Origin of the sequence: Allokutzneria multivorans, from assembly GCF_039537405.1 — a bacterium.
Taxonomy (GTDB): domain Bacteria; phylum Actinomycetota; class Actinomycetes; order Mycobacteriales; family Pseudonocardiaceae; genus Allokutzneria; species Allokutzneria multivorans.
This window is the reverse complement of record NZ_BAABAL010000005.1, coordinates 374987-395503: the sequence shown is the minus strand read 5'-3', so window position 1 is coordinate 395503 and position 20517 is coordinate 374987. Positions and strand designations below refer to the sequence as shown.

The window sequence follows — 20517 nt, the reverse complement described above, 5'->3', positions numbered from 1 at the left end:
GGGGGTGACAACGATCATCAGGGCAAACGCGAGCCTAATGTCTTGTCAGCGCTGGGTGCTCAGTCGGTCACGGACAGTACCCGTGCGTGAACGGACTGCCGGGTGACGAGCGCGAATCCGCACCGCTGGTAGATGCCCAATGCACCGGTCGGGTTGTCCGCGTCCACGGAAAGCGCCGCCCGGGTGAACCCGGCGTCACAACTGTCAGCGAGTGCGCGCAACAGCATCACCGTCGCGAGCCGGTTCCCGCGCCAGGCCCGGCGTACTCCGATCTGGTCGTACCAGACCTCGCGGACACCGGTGACCGCCGCGTCGGCCTCGAACTCCTTGGACAGCAGGTAACCCGCGATCTCCTCGCCGTCGAGCACGAGGTAGGACAACGCCGGCCGGAACCAGCTCGTGCCTGTGTACCACTGCTTCCAGCCGTCGAGGTCGACCTCCGTGCTGCCCCAGTGGTCGCGGAAAGCCTCGTTGTGCGCCAAGCGGAGCGCCTCGTCGTAGCGCGCGTCGTAAGGGATCAGCCGCAGTCCCTCCGGCAGCGGCTGCGGGGAGACCTCCGCGTCGGGCTCGGTGGACCGCTTCAGCTCGAAGAACCACCGCCGCGGCAGATAACCGGCTTCGTCGAGCAGAGCCCGCAGCGCGGAGTTGTGCTCAGCGCAGGAAATGTTGACCTCGCCGGGCAGATCCGGTCGGTGCGCACGGTGCAACTCGGTGGCGCGCTGGGTGATCCAGTCCACGAGCTGGGCGCCGATGCCGCGCCCACGCCAGTCCGGGTGCACAACGCTCTGCGAGGGCAGGCGGTGCGTGCCCTCCGGCGTGACCCGCCTGTGCACCATGGCGTACGCGACCAGCACCGAGCCGTCGAGCACGGCGATCGAGTCGCGCTCGGCGTTGAGATCCGGGTCGGCCCACTCCTCGCGCAGGTCGTCCTCGCTGTAGTTCTCGCCCTGCTGGTCGGCCCGCTCGGCAGCGGCCAGCAGCGCGGTCCAGCCAGGGATGTCGCTCTCGGCCATCGGACGCCACAGCAGGTTCATGCTCCGGAAGCTACGGTCGGCCCCTTCGCGTCGCGAGCGAATTTCCCCTTCGTGCGGGGCGGTGCGACGGTCGCCAGGCCCCACGCCTCCCGGAAGTCGCTCACCGTCAGCCACGCCAGCCTGACGTTGACGCCGAACAGCTGCCGCACCGACGCGAGGGCGTTGAAGCCGCCGGGCCCGTCCTGGGTTCGGCCGAACTCCAGTTGGCGTTCGGTGAGCCCGTCGTCGAACACCTCCAGCAGCGTTGCGGCGTAGTACAGGTAGCCGAGCGCTTCGAGCTGGAGGTGCCACAGCTCTCCGTCCTCGATCGGCGGGGTGCTCGTGGCTTGGAGCAACCGCGCCGCGTCCGGGCGGGCGTGCAACTGGATGTGCCGCATCAGCTCGCTCGCGTGCGGCTCGTCGGCGAGGCCTCGCGCGATCACCGTGCGCAGCGCGGCCGTCTTACCCGCGATGTCCGCCGCCACAATGCTTTGGCACACCTCGGCGAGCGAGCGCTTCTGCGAGGCCACCACGGTGCGCGCGGTCCTGATCAGCTCGCGCGGCAGGCCGCCGGAGACGCTGTGGCACAAGCACATGAACGGCTCCGACATGCCGAGCACACGGCTGCGCAGCAGGGCTCTGGCGTCGTCGAGCCCGAGGTAGTCGACGCGGAAGATCGTGTCGAACGCGCTGTCGAAGGCGTCGCGCACGGGCAGCCCGCGCCGTTCGAACGCGGCCAGCGCGTCCTCGGAGACCGACACCAGGAACAGGCAGCCCGGGACGTCGACGGAGAACAACGCCTTGACCTCGTTGACGAACTCCTGCGCGCTCTCCGGGGAAAGGATCTTGTCCAGCTCGTCGAGCACGATCGCGATCCTGATGCGGGCGGCCCTCGGCACGGTGTCGAGGACCCTCGCCGCGGTGGCCAGGAAGTCGCGGAAGTCGCTCACCACCTCGGGATAGGTCATCGCCTGCCGCGCGAGCTCCATGCCCCCGGAACGACTGCCCTCCGCGCCGAAGAGCAGCCCGACCTTGCCGGACCAACCCGACGTGTGCTTCTGGAGGTAGCGGATCGCGTCGAGCTTGTCCTCCGCGCAGTCGCACAGATCGCGCACGCTCCGCACATCGCTCGTGCTCATGACGACCCGCGCAGCGGTCGGACGTCGTTTCACCGCAAGGAAAAGCAGCGACGCTACGGCGAGAACCGCGACCAGCGGCCACAGGAACCCCTCGCGGAACACGGCGAGATCGGGAGCGCGCAACGTCGTCGTTCCCAGGTACCCCACGGCCAGCCAGCCCGACAGCACGACGAAGGCCACCGAGATGTTCTGCGCCCACCTGGCGACCTGATGCCACCGCTTCGACGTCGGGCCGCCGTGCTTGCGCCCGAAGCGGAGCACCTCACGGCACAGCCCCGCGTACAGGTGCAGCGCGAAGTCGCGGGCGTCGTAGCGCACGGGAACGCTTTCCACCAGCGCGATGTGCTCCTCGCCTGGGCCGAGGAAGATCCCGTCGCGGTAGGCCTCCAGCAGCGTCGACTTCCCCGCCCCGCGCGGTCCAGCGATGCCGATCGCGCCACCGCCGATGCCCTCGGTCACGCGCCGGAACTCGGAGAAAGTCCCTGTGGCCACGACGAACTCGCTCGACCGGAGGTGGTGCAGCCCCTTGCTGTCGTGCACCTCGAGGTTGGTGGAGAACGGTGGGCTCACCATGTCGTTGACCTGGCGCAGGATCAGCGGCCGGATCGCCTTGTCCACCACCGCGCGCCGCCACTGCGCCTCCGCCGCGTCCCGCGCCTGCTTCAGCACGGCCAAGTTCCTCCGCCACGACGGGCTGCCGAGCCGTCGGGGATCGGTGGAGAGCCACTTCGGCAGCCAGGCGGTGCCACGCCGAACGGTCAACGGCCGCAGCACCACCACGACCAGCAGGCTCACCGCGCCCGCCGCCGCGACCGGTACCCAGTCCCAGGTGACTGCCTCCCAGAGGTCGAGCCCGATCCACGCCGCGGCACCCAGGCCCACCGCGAGCACCATGCTGACCATGACGTCACGGGCGCTCGCGACGCCGGAGAGGTCGCCGAAAGCGCCGAACAGGCAGAACGCCACGACACCCAGGACCAGCAGGGACGACGGCCCCCAGATTGCCGCAGCCACGACGTCGTTGGTGGCCGCGCGAGTCGGCGCGTACAGCAGCGTGACCATCAGGGCCTGGCCGCCGCCCAGACCCAAGGCCAGCACGATCGCGGCGCCGCTGATGGAGTTGCCGTTGTCGTTGTCGTAGCTTTCGTGCCCGTTGATGATCGCCGCTACCGCCGCGGCGATAGCGGCGATCACCACCCAGAAACCGCCGATGAACGGCTGGAGCACCGGCCACAGCTGCCACACCGCGAAGGGGTAGGCCGCCCCGCACCACACCGCGAAGCCCATGGAGCGCTGGCTGCGCCCGTATGCGTTCCGCGGGGGTGCAGCGCCGACGTCGAACACGGGTGCACCCGAGACGACGAGCGATTCTGGTTGTTGGACGGCCATCCTGGGGTTCTGGTGGAGGAAGAGGTTCAGCTCGGCCGCGCGGAGCTCGGCGATCTCCGGGTTGGTGGCCTGCAGCAGCTCGTCGCCGCGCGCCACCGTCCGCTTCTCGATGACCTCCGGCTGCACCCGGCCCTTCTTGAGCGCCTTGTCGATGTCCGGCTCACCGAGGGTCCCGCGCACCAGGAGCGGAACTTCCTTGCGCAGCCTGGGGACCAGGTCGGCAGTGGCAGCGGGCTGGGACAACGAGCACCTCCGGCGGGCAGCGATCTTGCGTTCTACCCTGCCATCGGGCTCGGCGCGCTAGGCCGTTCGAGTGCATCACACGGGTGTTGTGGACACCCGCCAGAACGCCGAGACCGGGCCGACGCCCGCGCCGAGCGGGTAGGAGTGCGCGACCGCCCGCTGCACGAACCGCTTGCCGAAGCGCACCGCCTCCAGCATCGGCGCGCCCCTGGCCAGCGCCGCCGTGATCGCCGAAGCCATGGTGTCACCGCCGCCGTGGGTGTGCGGGGTGTCGTAGCGCGCGCCCGGCAGCTCGTAGAACTCGGTGCCGTCGAAGAGCAGGTCGACGCACTCCGGGTCCTCGGTGAGGTGGCCGCTCTTGATGAGTGTCCACTGTGGACCGAGTGCGTGCACCGCCCGCGCCGCGTCGGCGAGCTGGGCGCGCGTGCTCACCTCGACGCCGGTCAGCAGGCGCACCTCGTCCAAGTTCGGCGTGACCAGCGTGGCCATGGGGAAGAGCAAGTCCCGCAAGGCGTTCAGCGCGTCGTCGTGCAGCAGCGGGTCGCCGTGCATCGACGCCGCGACCGGGTCGACGACGAAGGGCGCGACGCCCGCGCGGCCGATGCCGACCTTGTGGCACACCTTGGCCACCGCGTCGATGATCGCAGCCGAGGCCAGCATGCCGGTCTTCGCCGCGTCCACGCCGATGTCACTGGCCACCGCCTCGATCTGGGCGGCGACGACCTCGGCCGGGATCTCGACGAAGTCCTTGACCCCCAACGAGTTCTGCACGGTGACGGCGGTGACGGCGGTCATCCCGTGCACGCCGCAGGTCAGGAACGCGCGGATGTCGGCGTGCATGCCCGCGCCGCCCGCGGAGTCCGAGCCCGCGATCGTCAGCGCGCACGGCGGTGTCTCCCACGTGCCGTCCGAGCTGAGCGCGCGGCCGGGGAGGGCGTTCACGGGTTCACCACCGGCAGGTACACCTTGCCGCCCTGCTCGTCGAACTCCTCGGACTTCTCCTGCATCCCCGCCTCGATAGCCTCCACAGTGGACAGTCCGCGCTCCTCGGCGTACCTGCGGACGTCCTGGGTGATCTTCATGGAGCAGAACTTCGGCCCGCACATCGAGCAGAAGTGCGCGGTCTTCGCCGGAGCCGCGGGCAGGGTCTCGTCGTGGAAGGACCGCGCGGTGTCCGGGTCGAGCGAGAGGTTGAACTGGTCCTCCCACCGGAACTCGAAGCGCGCCCTGGACAACGCGTTGTCGCGCTCCTGCGCCCTGGGGTGGCCCTTGGCCAGGTCGGCGGAGTGCGCGGCGATCTTGTAGGCGATCACGCCCGCCTTCACGTCGTCGCGGTTGGGCAGGCCGAGGTGCTCCTTCGGCGTGACGTAGCAGAGCATCGCCGTGCCGTGCCAGGCGATCTGCGCCGCGCCGATGGCCGAGGTGATGTGGTCGTAGGCGGGCGCGATGTCGGTCGCGAGCGGGCCGAGCGTGTAGAACGGCGCCTCACCGCACAGCTCCTCCTCCAGCCGCACGTTCTCCGCGATCTTGTCCATCGGCACGTGCCCGGGGCCCTCGATCATCACCTGCACGTCGTGCGCGCGGGCGATGTGCGTCAGCTCGCCGAGCGTGCGCAGCTCAGCGAACTGAGCCGCGTCGTTGGCGTCGGCGATGGAGCCCGGGCGCAGCCCGTCGCCGAGGGAGAACGTCACGTCGTAGGCGCGCAGGATCTGGCACAGCTCCTCGAAGTGCGTGTACAGGAAGCTCTCCCTGTGGTGCGCCAGGCACCACGCCGCCATGATCGAGCCGCCGCGCGAGACGATCCCGGTCACCCGGCGCGCGGTCAGCGGCACGTAGCGCAGCAGCACGCCCGCGTGCACGGTCATGTAGTCCACGCCCTGCTCGCACTGCTCGATCACGGTGTCCCGGTAGACCTCCCAGGACAGCTTCGCCGGATCGCCGTCGACCTTCTCCAGCGCCTGGTAGATCGGCACGGTGCCGACGGGAACGGGGGAGTTGCGCAGGATCCACTCGCGCGTCTCGTGGATCCGCTTGCCGGTGGACAGGTCCATGATCGTGTCGGCGCCCCACCTGGTGGCCCACACCATCTTCTCGACCTCCTCGGCGACCGAGGAGGTCACCGCGGAGTTGCCCAGGTTCCCGTTGATCTTCACGAGGAACTTCTTGCCGATGATCATCGGTTCGGTCTCCGGGTGGCGGCGGTTGGCCGGGATCACCGCCCTGCCGATGGCCACCTCGTGCCGCACCAGCTCCACGTCGACGCCCTCGCGCGCGGCGATGAACTCCATCTCGCGGGTGACGATCCCCGCTTTCGCGTACGCCAGCTGGGAAACCGCGCCGCCGACCGGTTCCAGCCCCCAGCCCTCGCGCAGCCTCGGCAGTCCACTGTGGACATCGATGGTGGCCTCGGAGTCGGTGTACGGGCCCGAGGTGTCGTAGAGGTCGAGGTGCTCACCGTTGGTCAGCTCCACCCTGCGCCGCGGAATCCGCAGTCCACCAGGGGAATCGGTGTAGACCTTGCGCGAGCCCGTGATCGGGCCGGTGGTCACGCTGGGCGCGACGGAACTGTCGGCAAAGGCCGTCATGGCGAATCCTCCCTACGCCGGCATTATCCGGTACAGGTTCAGGCGGTCGGCGGCGCCGGGATCGTTGCCCAGCCGCCCTCTCAGCCCGCTTCGGTGCGAGCTCCCGCGTTCGATGTGAAGTTGTTCCGGGCCCGAGGCTAACCACAGGCCCGGCCCACTGCCAAGTCGTTGGACCCGACCGGCTCAGTGCTTCAGTGGCCGAACGGGTCCTCGACCTCGCCCGGCATCCAGGACAGCCCGGGCACGCCCCAGCCGTTGCGCTTGAGCATCCGCTTGGACTCCTTGGCGTACCTGCCGACGAGGCGGTGCAGGTAGAGGAAGCCGTCGAGGTGGTCGGTCTCGTGCTGGAGGCACCTGGCGAGGAAACCGGTCGCCTCGACCTCGACGGGCTTGCCGTCGCCGTCGAAGCCGGTGACCTTGGACCAGGTGGCCCTTCCGGTGGGGAAGGACTCGCCGGGGGCGGACAGGCAGCCTTCCCAGTCGTCCTCCGGGTCGGGCATGGTCTCCGGCCGCTCGGAGGTCTCCAGCACCGGGTTCACCACGACGCCGCGGTGCCGGGCGCCCTCGTCGTCGGGGCAGTCGTAGACGAACAGCCGCAGGTCGACGCCGATCTGGTTGGCGGCGAGGCCGACGCCGTTGGCCGCGTCCATCGTCTCGTACATGTCGTCGATGAGGGTGCGGAGCTCGTCGTCGAAGGTCTCGACGGGGCGCGTCGGGTTGTGCAGCACCGGGTCGCCCGCGATCCGGATCGCGTGAATGGCCATGCCCGGAACCCTAGTAGCGCCGCTCCCCGTGACGCGCCGGGTTGTGCCCGAGCCTGTGTCGGTGCCTCGTGATGTAATAGAACTAGTTGGAAATCACACTCCTGTGATTCTTCTGTGACTTCGAGGAGCGGGATGGACGCCGCCGAGGTGAGGGCCCAGGGTGAGCACCGGACCTCGTCCGCGCCGGGTACCGGCGGCCTCAACAGCACCGAGCAGGAGATCCTCGCCTTCGAGCGCCAGTGGTGGAAGTACGCGGGCGCGAAGGAACAGGCCATCCGGGAGCTGTTCGACATGTCGGCGACCCGGTACTACCAGCTGCTCAACGCCTTGATCGAGAAGCAGGAGGCGCTGGCCGCCGACCCGATGCTGGTGCGCAGGCTGCGCCGGTTGCGCACCGGGCGCCAGCGGGTCCGCACCGCCCGCCGCCTCGGCCTCGACCCGCGATGACGACCGCCACGATCTGGAGGCAGCCGAGATGAGTTCCGTCGAGCCGCCAAGCGCGCCCCGCCCCCTGTGGGTGGCCGGGGTCGTGGCGCTCGGGGTCGCCGCGGTCGCGCTGGCCTTCGGCGTCTTCTCCCTGTTCGGTGGGGACACGCCGACGGACCAGCTCGGGCAGCAGCAGACAACGACGACCGAACCGGCTCCGGGCAGCCCCCCGCCGCCCGCGCCGCCGACGTCGGAGCCCGCGCCGCAGGTGACCACGACCGTGCCACCCCCGGCCACGACGACCCCGCCCACCACGACCGCGACCCCGCCGAGCAGCGCGGGTGGCGGAGGTGGCGGTGGCACTCCGGGCAAGCCGAGGACCGGGATCAGGGTCTACAACAACAGCACCATCCCCAAGCTCGCCGACCGCGCCGCGCAGGACATCCGTGAAGCCGGGTGGACGGTCGAGCAGGTGGACAACTACCCGCACGGCGTGATCTACACGTCGACGGTGTACTTCACGTCGGGCACCGACGAGGAGACCACGGCGCGGACCCTCGCGGGCGAGTTCGGCATGCGCGTCGAACCGCGCTTCGAAGGCATCAAGGACGCGAAGCCGGGCGTGATAGTGATCGTGACGAAGGACTACAAGAACGCCGCCAGCGCCAAGTAGTTCTCAAGCCGAACCGCCCCCGGTTGTCGTCGGGGGCGGTTCGGCGCGTCAGGGGCGTTGCGAGGACGCGTACGCCTCCAAGGCCGCGAGCTGCGCGGGGTCCAGCGACGGGCGCACGGTCTCGCGGGCGTGGTTGAGGTGTTTGAGCCCGACCTCCGCCGCCGACAGTGATTCGCGCATCGCGGTGAGCGCGGCCTCGCGGATCAACGCGGCGCAGTCGGCCGCCGAGTAGCCCTCCAGCTCTGCGGCCAGCCCCGCCAGATCCACGTCCTCGCCGAGCGGCGTGTGCTTGGCCGCCGACTTCAGGATCTCCGTGCGCGCGTCGGCGTCCGGCGGCGGCACGTAGACCAGGCGCTCCAGCCTGCCGGGCCGCAGCAGCGCCGGGTCGATCAGCTCGGGGCGGTTGGTCGCGCCGACCACGACGACGTCGTTCAGCGGCTCCACACCGTCCATTTCGGTCAGCAGCGCGGCCACGACCCGGTCACCGACGCCGGAGTCCGACGACTGGCCCCGGCGCGGCGCGAGCGCGTCCACCTCGTCCAGGAACAGCATCGCCGGAGACGCCTCGGCCGCCCTGCGGAACAGTTCGCGCACCGCGCGCTCGGACTCGCCTACCCACTTGTCGAGCAGCTCCGCGCCCTTCACCGACAGCACGTTCAGCCGCCCGGTCCCCGCGAGCGCGCGCACCAGGAACGTCTTGCCGCAGCCGGGCGGGCCGTAGAGCAGCACCCCGCGCGGAGGCTTGACCCCAAGGCGCGCAAAGGAATCCGGGTACTGCAACGGCCACAGCACTGCCTCGGTCAGCGACTGCTTCACCTCGGTCATGTCGCCGACGTCGTCCAGGGTGAGGCCGCCGGTGGCCAGGTTGTCCGAAGTGGACATCGAGATCGGGCGCACCGTCTCCAGCGCGCCGATCAGGTCCTCCTGGCCGATGCGCGGCTCCTCGGAATCCCGCTGCCGCAAGGCCGCGCGCACCGCTGCTTCCCGCCGCAGCGCCACCAGGTCCGCCGCGACGAAGCCCGGAGTGCGGTCCGCGACGGCGGTCAGGTCGATGCCGTCCTCCAGCGGGGCGTCGCGCAGCAGCACGCGCAGCAGCTCCGCGCGCACGGAGCCGTCCGGCAACGGCAGGCTCAGCTCGCGGTCGATCAGCTCGGGGCTGCGGAGCTTGGGGTGCACCGACTCCGCCGCCGAGGTGGTCGCGACGACCGCGAGCTTCGGGGTGTCGATCGCCGCGAGCAGCGCATCAAGGACCACAGTGGACAGTGGAGGCGGATTGTTGGCCGGTACCAAAGCTTCCACGTCGGAGATCAACAACACGCAGGCGGTGCCGCCGCGCGCCGCCGCGACCGCGGAGTTGATCGCGTCGTGCGTGCGCTGCGAGGCGGTGGCCGGTTCGAGCGCGGCGGCGCTGGGCGCGACGAGCTCCACGACCTCGGCCTCCACCGCCGCGGCGACCGAGCGCACCAGGGTGGCCTTGCCGACCCCGGACGGCCCGGACACCAGGACGCCGAGCCGGGACTCCGCGCCGAGCTGCGCCAACAACTCCGGCCGTCGGAACGCCAGGTCGAACCACTCGCTCAGCCGCCGCACCGCGTCCTTGGCGCCCACCAGGTCCGGCAACGCCAACGCGGGCTCAGCCCCCTGGGGAGCTGGGGCAGGGGTGGTGGCCGCAGGCGGGAGAGCGGCCGTGCGCTCGCCGCCGCGCCAGCCGACCACCGTCGCGGGCTGCACGGCGACCACGCCGGGCGGCTCGATGCCGGTCACGGTGAGCAGTTCGTTGGTCCACGTCATGCCGATCGCCAGCGACAGCTTGCGGCGCGCGGTGCTCACGTCCGAGCCCGGCGGCGGCGCGAGGTCCTGCGGCAGCAACGACACCGCGTCGCCGACCGTGAGCACCTTGCCCATCAACGCCAACCGCAACGTCTCCGGGGTCAGCGAGGCCGAGGCCAGGCGCGAGCCCGCCACCGTCACCGACCGCGCCGTGGACACCTCGACCGGCGCGACGACGACCTCCGAGTCCTCGGTGAGGCCGAGGTTGGACATCGTGATGTCGTCGACGTAGATGAAGCCGGGGGAGTGCGACCCGTCCGAGGCCGCGGCCAGCGCGGCGGTCTCCCGCGTCCCGGTCAGCCGCACCGCGTCCCAGGCCCGCAACCCCAGCGCGTCCAGCACTTCAGGGTGCAGCCGGACGACACCGCGGCGCGTGTCCAGAGCGGACGGGGACAACCGGATGGTCAGCGTGATCACGCCTCAGACCCTAGCCGCCGAGGTGCGCCCTGAATGACTCATTCGGGACCCTCAAGTACCTCAATGAGTCATTCAGCGCGCTCAAGTACCTGAATGACCCGTTCAGGGCTCCCAACGCACCAAACGACCCGTTCAGTGCGTTGAGCGCACCGAACGGGTCGTTCAGGGTGAAGCGGCGAAGCGGTGGGATCTCAGTCGCGGCGGTTGCGGCGGAGGCCGAGACGGCGCCAGCTGGTGCGGGCGACCGGGCCGGGGCCCGGCGTGCCGTTGCGGCGGGGGATGCGGCGCAGGCGGATCGCCGCCCCCGCCACCCGGCGCCGCAGCGGCGGCCGGATGCCGAGCCTGCGGGTGCTGCGCCGCCGGATCGCCCTGCGCTCGGCGGGCTCCACGTCCCACGCCTCGGGGTGCCGCGAGAGCCAGTAGTAGCGGTACACCGCGTACGGGATGTGGCCCAGGTAGAACACGACGACCACGGCGAGCATCAGGAAGGGGTAGGTCAGCAGCGCGGCCCCGGCGATCCCGATGATCAGCAGGACCGGCGCGATCGCCTTGGCCGGGATGCGCAGCTTCTTCAGCGACAGCGTGGGGATCCGGCTGATCAGCAGCATCGCCACCAGCAGGGTCCACACCAGCAGCACCGGCTTGGAGGACCACCAGCCCTCGGACTCCAGGCCGAGCGAGACCACCATCGGCAGCAGCGCCAGGATCGCCCCGGCCGGAGCCGGGACGCCGACGAAGAACTCCTTGGTGAACGACGGCTGTTCGGTGTCGTCGAGCAGCGTGTTGAACCGCGCCAGCCGCAACACCATGCACACCGCGTACACCAGCGCCACCAGCCAGCCGGTGCGCTCGCCGTCCCAACCCCAGATGAACAGCACGATCGCGGGCACGACGCCGAAGGAGATGCCGTCGCACAGCGAGTCCAGCTCGGCGCCGATCTTGCTGGTGGCGTCGAGCATCCGCGCCAGGCGGCCGTCGAGGCCGTCCAGCACCGCGGCGACGCCGATCGCCAGCACCGCCGCGCTGTACTCCTTGTTCAGCGTGAACTGGATCGCCGAGAGCCCGGAGCACAGCGCCAGGATGGTGATCGCGTTCGGCAGCAGCCGCACCCCCGGGGCGGTGCGGGCGTCCACCTAGAACTCCGCGCCGGGCAGCAGACCGAGCACGGTCTCCCCGCCGATGGTCTTCTGGCCGGGCTCCACCAGGACCCTGCTGCCCTTCGGCAGGTAGACGTCCACGCGGGAGCCGAAGCGGATCAGGCCGTAGGTGTGCCCGGCGGCGATCTGCTGGCCCTCCTCGACGAAGCACACGATCCGGCGGGCGATGAGCCCGGCGATCTGCACCACGGCGATGTCGTGGCCGTCGGTGGTGCGCAGCAGCAGGCTGTTGCGCTCGTTGTCCTCGCTGGCCTTGTCCAGGTCGGCGGAGAGGAACTTGCCCGGCCGGTAGGAGACCTTCGCGACCGCACCGGACGCGGGCATCCGCTGCACGTGCACGTCGAAGATCGACAGGAACACGCTGACCCTGGGCACCGGCTCCTCGCCGAGGCCGAGCTCGGCGGGCGGGACGGCGGGGCCGACCGTGGACACCGTGCCGTCGGCCGCCGAGACCACCAGGCCGGGGCGAGTCGGCGTGACGCGCTTGGGCTCCCGGAAGAACCAGGCGCACCAGGCGGTCACCACCATCCCGATCACGCCTGCCCTGCGGGAGAACCGCCTGATCAGGAAGGTGGCAACGGCCGCGCCGAGCACGAAGGGGCGGCCGGCGGGGTGCATGGGGGGAACCGTGCTGCGCGCGAGTTCGACAAGGTGCGCGAGCGGGCCCGAACGTTCTTCCGCGGTCATCGTCAGGTGATCCGTGATCCTTGGCCGTGAAGAGAGCAAAATGGACACTTCACGGTACGCCAGCGACCCACCGGGCTATCTGCGGGACTGCACCAGCCGCACGATCACCAGCAGCAGCACCGCGCCGAGCGCCGCCACCCCGAAGCTGCCGAAGCTGAACTCGAAGTCCCACTTCTCGCCGGTCGCGAGCTTGTAGACGAGCCCGCCGAGCGCCGCGCCGACGATCCCGACGACGATGCTGAACAGGCAGCCGAGCGGACGCCGGTCGCGCCCGCCGACGATCAGGTTTGCCGCCCAGCCGGCAAGAGCGCCGAAGATGATCCACGAGAAGAAGCCCACGTGGTCAGCCTACGGGTGCAGCGCCCTCCTGCGCGGGGACGCCGCGCGACTGGAGCACCTCCAGCACGAAACCGACCAGCGCCTCGTAGGCCTCGTCGGAGGCGCTGCGCAGCTCCAGCCTGCTGCCGTCGGCGAGGTCCAGCCCGATCTTGCCGCCGCCGGTGAGGAAGCTCTTGTTGGTGCCGCCGACGATGTCCTCCGCGCCGATCCACCTGGCGTTGGGCAGCTGGCGGTTCGCCGCGGCGGAGGCCTCCACGAGCGGGGTGAGCCGCTTGCGGCGGATGCCGTGGCCCGCGCCGACGCGATCGGCGGACTGCTCCTTGAGCACGGTCCGGAACCGCAGCTTGAACAGCAGCAGACCCGTGTCGTAGACGAGCAGGTCGTGCCAGGTGTTGCGGCCGACGGTCACCTGCGTCCCGAAGGCGTGGGTGAGCTGGGGTTCGCCGCCGATCTGCGGGTCCTGCTCGCTCGGCCAGCGCACGAAGCCCAGCGGGACGTTCATCCGCACCAGCTGGTCCCACAGCTCGCCGACCTTGGCCGGGTCGTTCACGGCGGGCGCCACCAGCTCCTCGGCGTCGAACTCGGAGCCGTCGTCGAGCAGGCGCACCACCCAGCCGCCGCCCCAGTTCAGCTCGTGCCGCACGCGGCCCTGCGCCACCAGCGCGGCCACCACCACGTCGCCGAGCAGCTCGGTGGCCACCGACCGGCACGCCCCGGCCAGCTCCTCGAACGGGATGTTCGGCTTCAGCAACGGCTTGACCAGCTGCTCGACCTCGCCCCGGCCGATCGCGTGGAGGATGTCGCCGAGAATGCCGCGCGGCGCCACCTGGCTGTCCAGGGCGGCCTTGGCCAGCATGCCCGCGCCGCGCTCTGCCGACGTCGCCCCGGCGAGCCGGACGATCTCCGCCCACTGCGCACGCGGGCCGAGGCCCTCCTTGAGCATCGAGCCCTCGACGGCGGGGACGCTGTTCTGCGGGTCGTTGAGCAGCGACCACGCGGGCCTGGTGTCCCCGGGCGCAGGGCGGTCGGCCTGGTTCGCGATCACCGCGATGCGCTGGCGGATCGGTGGGTGGCTGTCGAAGAGCGAGCTGGACTCGGCGTCCAGCAGCTGCTCCTCCGCCCGCTCCACCCACTCCTTCTGGTTGGGGTGCAACAGGAACGCGCGGTAGCCCAGCAGCAGGTCGGGCGTGCGCCGCGCCATCCCGGCGAGCGGGAGGTAGCGACTGGAGTACGCGTCCCAGGTGTGGCTCAGCGTCGGCAGCTTGCGCAGCGCCGCGATCGCGACGGCCTGCCCGGAGGTGCGCACCATCGCCTGGTCCGCCTCCAGCTCCTGCTGCCGGTTCGCCGAGCTGGCCACGAGCATGTAGAGCTTCGCGTAGTTGTTCAGCAGGAACCGGGCCGGACCGCCGTCCAGCCGTTCCACGGTGCGCTGGAGGGTCTCGGTGCCGCGATAGGTGATCGCCAGCAGCCGCGTGTGGCCGCCGCTGTAGTGACCGAGCTCATGCGCGAGCACCGAGCGCAGCTCGTCCACGCTCATCCCTGCCAGCAGCGGCAGACCGATCATCATGTAGCGCTTGCCCGCGCGCAGGCCCAGCATCCGCGAGTCCTCGGAGACCGCCGCGTTCACGTCCGGGATCAGGATGATCTCGTCGGGCGCGCGGGTCTGGACCTGCTCGGCGAGCTCGTCCACGCAGGCCCACAGCGTGGGCTGCTCCTGCCTGCTCAGCCGCGGTCCGCTCGGCGGCTCCACCCGCGTGCGCAACGCGCTGACCAGCGCGATACCGAAGGTGATCAGGACGCCGATGCCGAGTACGAACAGGTAGGCGGCCGCTCGTCCGCTTGCCGTGGTGGCCAGCAGGATGCCGCCGACCCCGATCCCGATCACCAGGAACGGGAAGGCGATCAACAGCACGACGGCGACGAAGGCCCGGAAAGATCCGCGCACGGTGTTTCCTCCGCGATGACGTGTTCCGCTCACCCCCAGTTGTGAGCAGCGCGTGAGTCTGCGGTGCCGCGGTGAGTTTGCGCAAGTCGCCGCCCTGCTGGCCAAAACGCCAGCTCAAGTGACCTGAAGATCAACGCGTCAGCAGCACCGTGACCTCGGCCCCTTCGACGAGCTCGGTGTCGCTCTCGCCGATCTCCATCAGACAGTTCGACGTGGAGAGCGCCGACAGCAGGTGCGAGCCCGGTCCGCCGACCACCGACACCGTGCCCGCGTCGGCGTCGTGGAGGCCGCGCCGGTACTGCCGCTTGCCAGGGGCGGAGCGCAGCGGCTCGGTCAGCCTGGCCCGCCGCGTCGGCCGGTCGGGGGCGGTGTCACCGGCCGCCGCGCGCAGTGCCGGGCGCACGAAGACCTCGAAGGACACCATCGAGCTGACCGGGTTGCCGGGCAGCGTGATCACCGGAACGCCCCGGTACACCCCCGCACCCTGCGGCATCCCCGGCTGCATCGCGACCTTGACGAACTCCACGCCCTGACCGGAGAACGCGTCCTTGACCACCTCGTAGGCGCCCGCGCTGACCCCGCCCGAGGTCAGTACCAGGTCCACAGTGGACAGATGGGGGGCGAGCGCCGCGTGGAACTCGGCGACGTCGTCGGGAACGAAGCGCAGCAGCTCGGCGGAGCATCCGGCCTGCTCGACCGCCGCCGCCAGCATCACCCCGTTGGACTCGTAGATCTGCCCGTGCAGCAACGGTTTCCCGGGTTCGACCAGCTCCGAGCCGGTGGACAGCACCAGCACCCTCGGCGGCCGGTGCACCGCCAGCTCACCCGCGCCGATCGCCGCCGCCAGGCCCAGCTCCGCCGCACCGAGCCGGGTCCCCGCGCCGAGCACCTTCGCTCCCGCGCGCACGTCCTCGCCCGCGCGCCGGATGTGCATCCCCGGCTCCTTGGGCTGGTGCACCGCGACGCGCTCGACACCGCCGTCGGTCAGCTCCACCTGCACGATCGCGTCCGCGCCGGGCGGGAGCGCGGCGCCGGTCATGATCCGGTGCGCGGTGCCGGGGGCCAGGGCGGGGGAGTCCGTGCGCCCGGCCGGAACGTCCTCGGCCACCGGCAGCACCACCGGCGATCCCGGGCTCGCGGAGGCGATGTCGGCCGCCAGCACCGCGTAGCCGTCCATCGCGGAGTTGTCGAACGGCGGCAGGCTGATCCGCGCGGTCAGGTCCTCCGCGAGCACCAGGCCGAGGCAGTCCGCGAGCGGCCTGAGCTCGACCGGAGTCCTGGGGATCAGCGCGGCGACGGCGGCGCGGTGCTCGGCGACAGGGCGCAGGGAAGGCGTGTTCGGCACTCCGCCATCCTGCCGTGTCAGACTGCGTGACGCGCTGACGCGGGGGTCGTCGTACGGAGGTCTTATGCAGGTCCGGACCAGGCACACGCCGAACTTCGGAGTGGCCAGGCTGATCCTCGCCCCTGGCGAGCCCGTGCGCTCCGAGCCCGACGCGATGGTGGCGACCAGCTACGGCGTCGTCGTGGAACAGCGCGCCTCCCATGCGCTCAAGGCGCTGACCAAGGCGGGCTGGGGCGCCGATCCGCTGCCGTCGGCCACCTACACGGCACCGCCGCAGGGCGGCTGGGTGGACGTCGCCCCGCACCTGCCGGGCGACCTGCACGTTGTCGAGTTGTCCGGTTCGCTGAGCGGCGGCTGGTGCCTGGCGCGCTCGCGCTGGCTCGCCTCGGCCGCGACGGTCACGTTGGACAACGTGTGGCCGGGTTTCCGTTCGTTGTTCGGGGCCGACAGCGGGTTCCTCGTGCACGCGGGCGGTCAGGGCTCGCTGGTGCTCTCCTGCTTCGGCGCGCTCGACGTGATCACGTTGCAGGCAGGGGAGTTGGTCACCGTCGACTCCGGGCACCTCGTCGGTTACTCCGAGGGGGTGCAGGCCCGGTTGCGCGCTCTGGCGCAGGGCGGTCCGCAGTCGATCAAGACGGGCGAGGGGCTCGTGTTCGACTTCGCCGGACCCGGCGAAGTGCTGGCACAGACCCGAAATCCCAGGACACTCGCGTCCTCGCTGCACTCGGCGGGCGGCGGAAACCGCTTGTAGCAAAGGAATCCGCTCATCGCCAGTGACAATTTGGTAGCGGACTTCCGAGGCGTGCTCGGGTAGCGTTGATCGCGCTTCATCGGATGCGCCAAGGAGGATTCGGTGGCTCTGGGCACGGTCAAGTGGTTCAACGCGGAAAAGGGCTACGGCTTCATCGCCACCGACGGAGGGCCTGACGTCTTCGTCCACTACTCCGCCATCGAGATGGACGGCTTCCGCACCCTCGCCGAGGGGGAGCGCGTGGAGTTCGACGTGCAAGACGGTCGCGACGGCCGCAAGCAGGCCGCCGGCGTCCGCAAGGCCTCGTAGGCCTCCCGCCGCCCACATTTCACCGCGACATTCGGGGGTTACTCCCGCCTCCCGGCACGACAAGCCCTAAGCTGCTCGTTTGTGTCGGAGGACCTCACCGGACGCCGTCTTGGTCATTACCGCATCGACGGCGTGATCGGCCAAGGCGGTATGAGTGTCATGTACCGCGCCACCGACGTCCGGCTGGGCAGGAAGGTCGCGCTCAAGGTGATCGCCGATCACCTGACGGTCGACGCCGAGTTCCGCGAACGGTTCGTCGACGAGGCGCGCAACACCTCGGCCATCGACCACTCGCACGTGGTGCCGCTCTACGACTTCGGCGAGGTCGACGGGCTGCTCTACATCGCGATGCGCTTCGTCGACGGCTCGGACCTGGCCAGTCTGATCAAGGACGGCCCGATCTCCCCCGAGCGCACCCTGCGGCTGATCGGCCAGGTGGCCGACGCGCTGGACATGCTGCACGGCAGGGGCCTGGTCCACCTGGACATCAAGCCCGCCAACATGCTGGTCACCAACCAGGAGTCCGCGAGCGAGCACGTCTACCTCGCCGACTTCGGGCTCACCCGGCGCGGCGCCACCGGCCACCGCACCAGGGGCGGCGACTTCCTCGGCTCGCCGACCTACGCCGCGCCCGAGCACCTGCGCGGGGAGCCGGTCGACCCGCGCACCGACGCGTACTCGCTGGCGTGCGTGCTCTTCGCCTGCCTCACCGGCCGCCCGCCGTTCCAGGGCAAGGTGCCCGAGGTCATCCAGGGCCACCTCGGCAAGGAGGCGCCCGCGGTCAGCTCGCTCGTGCAGCTGCCGCCCGCCATCGACGAGGTCATCCGCAGGGGCATGGCCAAGGAGTCCGGCAAGCGCTACGCGAACTGCCGCGAGCTGATCGCCGCCGCGACCAAGGCGCTGGCGAACGTGCCCCAGCCGAGCACCCCGCCCGCCTACCGCCCGCCGCCGCAGGCCCAGCCCGTTCAGCAGCCCCAGCCCGCTCCGGCTCCGGCTCCGGCTCCGCAGGGCATGGTCAGCAGGCCGCCGATGCCGCAGCACCAGCACCCGCAGCACCAGAACTACGCCCAGCCCCCGCAGCAGGCCCAGCAGCACCGCCCGGTTCCGCAGCAGGGCTACCAGCAGCAGCCGCTGCCCCCGGCCAACGGGGAACCGATGCGGCTGCGCCCGCCGATGCCGGCGGGGACGACCGCCTTCGGCAAGAACAGCGGCTCCGGCCTGGCCCGCTGGGTGATCCCGGTGCTCGCCGTCGTCGCGGTCGCGGTGCTGGTGCTCGTGGTGGTGCTGATCGTCAACGGAGGCGGCGGCGAGAGCACCGAGAACCCGATCCCACCGACCCCGAGCGTCTCGCGCGGTCTGCCGACCAAGGTGCCGACGGTCACGCGCTAGCTTGCACTCGCCCCCTCCGAGTGCTAAACCTGCATTAGCACTCGCTACCGGTGAGTGCTAAGAGGTCGGGACGGTGAGTCCGGGAAGAACCGGGCGTCCGTCGCGGGCACCGAGCCTGGCCGAGCATCGTGTCATCCATGCACCGGAGGACTACGCCGCAATGGCCAAGATGATCGCGTTTGACGAGGAAGCCCGTCGCGGCCTTGAGCGGGGCATGAACACCCTCGCTGACGCCGTCAAGGTGACGCTCGGGCCCAAGGGCCGCAACGTCGTGCTGGAGAAGAAGTGGGGCGCTCCCACGATCACCAACGACGGTGTCTCCATCGCCAAGGAGATCGAGCTCGAGGACCCGTGGGAGAAGATCGGGGCCGAGCTCGTCAAGGAAGTTGCCAAGAAGACCGATGATGTCGCTGGTGATGGCACCACCACCGCGACCGTTCTCGCCCAGGCTCTGGTGCGTGAGGGTCTTCGCAACGTCGCCGCCGGCGCCAACCCGATCGCGCTGAAGCGCGGTATCGAGAAGGCGACCGAGGCTGTTGCCGAGCAGCTGTTGAAGAACGCCAAGGAGGTCGAGACCAAGGAGCAGATCGCTGCCACGGCCTCGATTTCCGCTGCTGACTCCACCATCGGCGAGCTGATCGCCGAGGCGATGGACAAGGTCGGCAAGGAAGGTGTCATCACCGTCGAGGAGAGCAACACCCTCGGGCTCGAGCTGGAGCTCACCGAGGGCATGCGCTTCGACAAGGGCTACACCTCGGGCTACTTCGTGACCGACTCCGAGCGCATGGAGGCCGTTCTCGAGGACCCGTACATCCTGCTGTACGGCTCCAAGATCTCCTCGGTCAAGGACCTGCTCCCGCTGCTGGAGAAGGTCATGCAGACCGGCAAGCCCCTCGTGATCATCTCCGAGGACGTCGAGGGCGAGGCCCTGGCGACCCTGGTGGTCAACAAGATCCGCGGCACCTTCAAGTCCGTCGCCGTCAAGGCGCCCGGCTTCGGCGACCGCCGCAAGGCGATGCTGCAGGACATGGCGATCCTGACCGGTGGCCAGGTCATCTCCGAGGACGTCGGCCTCAAGCTCGACAGCGCCGACATCGCGCTGCTCGGCTCCGCCCGCAAGGTCGTCATCACCAAGGACGAGACCACGATCGTGGAGGGCTCCGGCGACGCCGAGGCGATCCAGGGCCGGGTCAACCAGATCCGCGCGGAGATCGAGAAGTCGGACTCCGACTACGACCGCGAGAAGCTGCAGGAGCGCCTGGCCAAGCTGGCCGGTGGCGTCGCCGTCATCAAGGCGGGCGCGGCCACCGAGGTCGAGCTCAAGGAGCGCAAGCACCGCATCGAGGACGCGGTGCGCAACGCCAAGGCCGCCGTCGAGGAGGGCATCGTCGCCGGTGGTGGCGTTGGTCTGCTCCAGGCCGCGACCGAGGCGTTCAGCAGCCTGACCCTGACCGGCGACGAGGCCACTGGCGCCAACATCGTCAAGGTCGCGGTCGAGGCCCCGCTGAAGCAGATCGCGGTCAACGCCGGCCTCGAGGGCGGCGTTGTCGTGGAGAAGGTCAAGGGCCTCAAGTCCGGCGAGGGCCTCGACGCCTCCACCAACGAGTACAAGGACCTCGTGGCCGCGGGCATCATCGACCCGGCCAAGGTCACCCGCTCCGCGCTGCAGAACGCCGCGTCCATCGCTGGTCTGTTCCTGACCACCGAGGCCGTCGTCGCCGAGAAGCCCGAGAAGGCCGGCGCCGCTCCGGCCGCCCCGGACGCCGGTGGCATGGACTTCTGATCCACCCCGCACCACCCAGCAGTACCCGCAGCACCCGAAGGGGCCCGGTCCACCAGGACCGGGCCCCTTCCCTTTCCCCCGCTTTCCCCCTGAATGACTCATTGAGGTACTTGAGCTCCCTCAATGACTCATTCAGGGACCTCAACGCACCAAACGCGGCATTGGCGTCACGCCCACGCAGAGGCCAGCACCACGTTCGCCACCGCCCGCCCGCACCCCACCGCCCGCCCTCGCGCCCCTCCCCCTCGCAGCACTCCGCCAGGGTGGTTCGCCGGTCTTCAAGTACACCGAACCCCCGCCGAAACGGTCTTCAACCGCACCAAACCCGCCACG

At 70.4% G+C, this 20517-nt stretch carries 17 protein-coding genes and 1 riboswitch; of the genes, 6 read left to right on the top strand and 11 right to left on the bottom strand.

What is annotated here, in order from left to right; translation table 11 throughout:
* Positions 1–59: 59 nt before the first annotated feature.
* The 5 genes from ABD798_RS05820 to ABD798_RS05800 all read right to left on the bottom strand — a co-directional run bounded on the left by ABD798_RS05820 (position 60) and on the right by ABD798_RS05800 (position 7133).
* Positions 60–1034, bottom strand: coding sequence for a GNAT family N-acetyltransferase (locus ABD798_RS05820; protein ID WP_344871464.1), 975 nt, complete (start codon positions 1032–1034; stop codon positions 60–62).
* Positions 1031–3784, bottom strand: coding sequence for a transcriptional regulator (locus ABD798_RS05815; protein WP_344871463.1), 2754 nt, complete (start codon positions 3782–3784; stop codon positions 1031–1033). Before ABD798_RS05815 ends, ABD798_RS05820 begins: the two co-directional genes overlap by 4 nt.
* A 75-nt stretch (positions 3785–3859) precedes the next feature.
* Complete coding sequence (gene thiD, locus ABD798_RS05810; RefSeq protein WP_344871462.1) at positions 3860–4726, bottom strand: bifunctional hydroxymethylpyrimidine kinase/phosphomethylpyrimidine kinase; 867 nt, start codon at positions 4724–4726, stop codon at positions 3860–3862.
* The gene (thiC, locus tag ABD798_RS05805; RefSeq protein WP_344871461.1) at positions 4723–6369 is read right to left on the bottom strand and encodes a phosphomethylpyrimidine synthase ThiC; all 1647 of its coding nucleotides are present in this window, start codon (positions 6367–6369) and stop codon (positions 4723–4725) included. The genes thiD and thiC overlap by 4 nt, the downstream gene beginning before the upstream one ends.
* A riboswitch (TPP riboswitch) is annotated at positions 6360–6486 on the bottom strand. (Overlaps the previous gene by 10 nt.)
* A gap of 74 nt (positions 6487–6560) precedes the next feature.
* Complete coding sequence (locus tag ABD798_RS05800) at positions 6561–7133, bottom strand: peptide deformylase (RefSeq protein ID WP_344871460.1); 573 nt, start codon at positions 7131–7133, stop codon at positions 6561–6563.
* 132 nt (positions 7134–7265) lie between these two features.
* Between ABD798_RS05800 and ABD798_RS05795 the strand changes: the two genes are divergently transcribed.
* Complete coding sequence (locus ABD798_RS05795) at positions 7266–7580, top strand: DUF3263 domain-containing protein (RefSeq protein ID WP_344871459.1); 315 nt, start codon at positions 7266–7268, stop codon at positions 7578–7580.
* Positions 7581–7608: 28 nt separating this feature from the next.
* Positions 7609–8232 carry a LytR C-terminal domain-containing protein gene (locus ABD798_RS05790; protein WP_344871458.1) on the top strand — a complete coding sequence of 208 codons (624 nt, stop codon included), beginning with the start codon at positions 7609–7611 and terminating at the stop codon, positions 8230–8232.
* A gap of 48 nt (positions 8233–8280) precedes the next feature.
* Here the strand turns inward: ABD798_RS05790 and ABD798_RS05785 are convergent, their stop codons facing one another.
* The 6 genes from ABD798_RS05785 to moeA all read right to left on the bottom strand — a co-directional run bounded on the left by ABD798_RS05785 (position 8281) and on the right by moeA (position 15952).
* Positions 8281–10479, bottom strand: a complete 2199-nt coding sequence (locus tag ABD798_RS05785) for an AAA family ATPase (protein ID WP_344871457.1) — start codon at positions 10477–10479, stop codon at positions 8281–8283.
* A gap of 191 nt (positions 10480–10670) precedes the next feature.
* Positions 10671–11612: a CDP-diacylglycerol--serine O-phosphatidyltransferase gene (gene pssA / locus ABD798_RS05780; RefSeq protein WP_344871456.1), complete on the bottom strand. Its 942-nt coding sequence runs from the start codon at positions 11610–11612 to the stop codon at positions 10671–10673.
* A complete protein-coding gene (locus ABD798_RS05775) occupies positions 11613–12323 on the bottom strand; it encodes a phosphatidylserine decarboxylase (RefSeq protein WP_344871455.1) in 711 nt (236 codons plus the stop codon).
* A 75-nt stretch (positions 12324–12398) separates the two neighbouring features.
* A complete protein-coding gene (locus tag ABD798_RS05770; RefSeq protein WP_344871454.1) occupies positions 12399–12662 on the bottom strand; it encodes a GlsB/YeaQ/YmgE family stress response membrane protein in 264 nt (87 codons plus the stop codon).
* Positions 12663–12666: 4 nt separating this feature from the next.
* The gene (locus ABD798_RS05765; protein WP_344871453.1) at positions 12667–14607 is read right to left on the bottom strand and encodes a M48 family metallopeptidase; all 1941 of its coding nucleotides are present in this window, start codon (positions 14605–14607) and stop codon (positions 12667–12669) included.
* 130 nt (positions 14608–14737) lie between these two features.
* Positions 14738–15952, bottom strand: a complete 1215-nt coding sequence (moeA, locus tag ABD798_RS05760) for a molybdopterin molybdotransferase MoeA (RefSeq protein WP_344871452.1) — start codon at positions 15950–15952, stop codon at positions 14738–14740.
* 64 nt (positions 15953–16016) lie between these two features.
* On the opposite strand from moeA, the gene ABD798_RS05755 reads away from it, so the two are divergent.
* The 4 genes from ABD798_RS05755 to groL all read left to right on the top strand — a co-directional run bounded on the left by ABD798_RS05755 (position 16017) and on the right by groL (position 20184).
* A complete protein-coding gene (locus tag ABD798_RS05755) occupies positions 16017–16703 on the top strand; it encodes a TIGR00266 family protein (protein ID WP_344871451.1) in 687 nt (228 codons plus the stop codon).
* A 102-nt stretch (positions 16704–16805) separates the two neighbouring features.
* On the top strand, positions 16806–17012 hold the full coding sequence (locus ABD798_RS05750) for a cold-shock protein (protein ID WP_344871450.1): 207 nt from the start codon (positions 16806–16808) through the stop codon (positions 17010–17012).
* Positions 17013–17093: 81 nt separating this feature from the next.
* Entirely contained in the window at positions 17094–18401 is a 1308-nt protein-coding gene (locus ABD798_RS05745; protein ID WP_344871449.1) for a protein kinase domain-containing protein, read from the top strand.
* Positions 18402–18561: 160 nt separating this feature from the next.
* Entirely contained in the window at positions 18562–20184 is a 1623-nt protein-coding gene (gene groL / locus ABD798_RS05740; RefSeq protein WP_344871448.1) for a chaperonin GroEL, read from the top strand.
* Positions 20185–20517 lie beyond the last annotated feature (333 nt).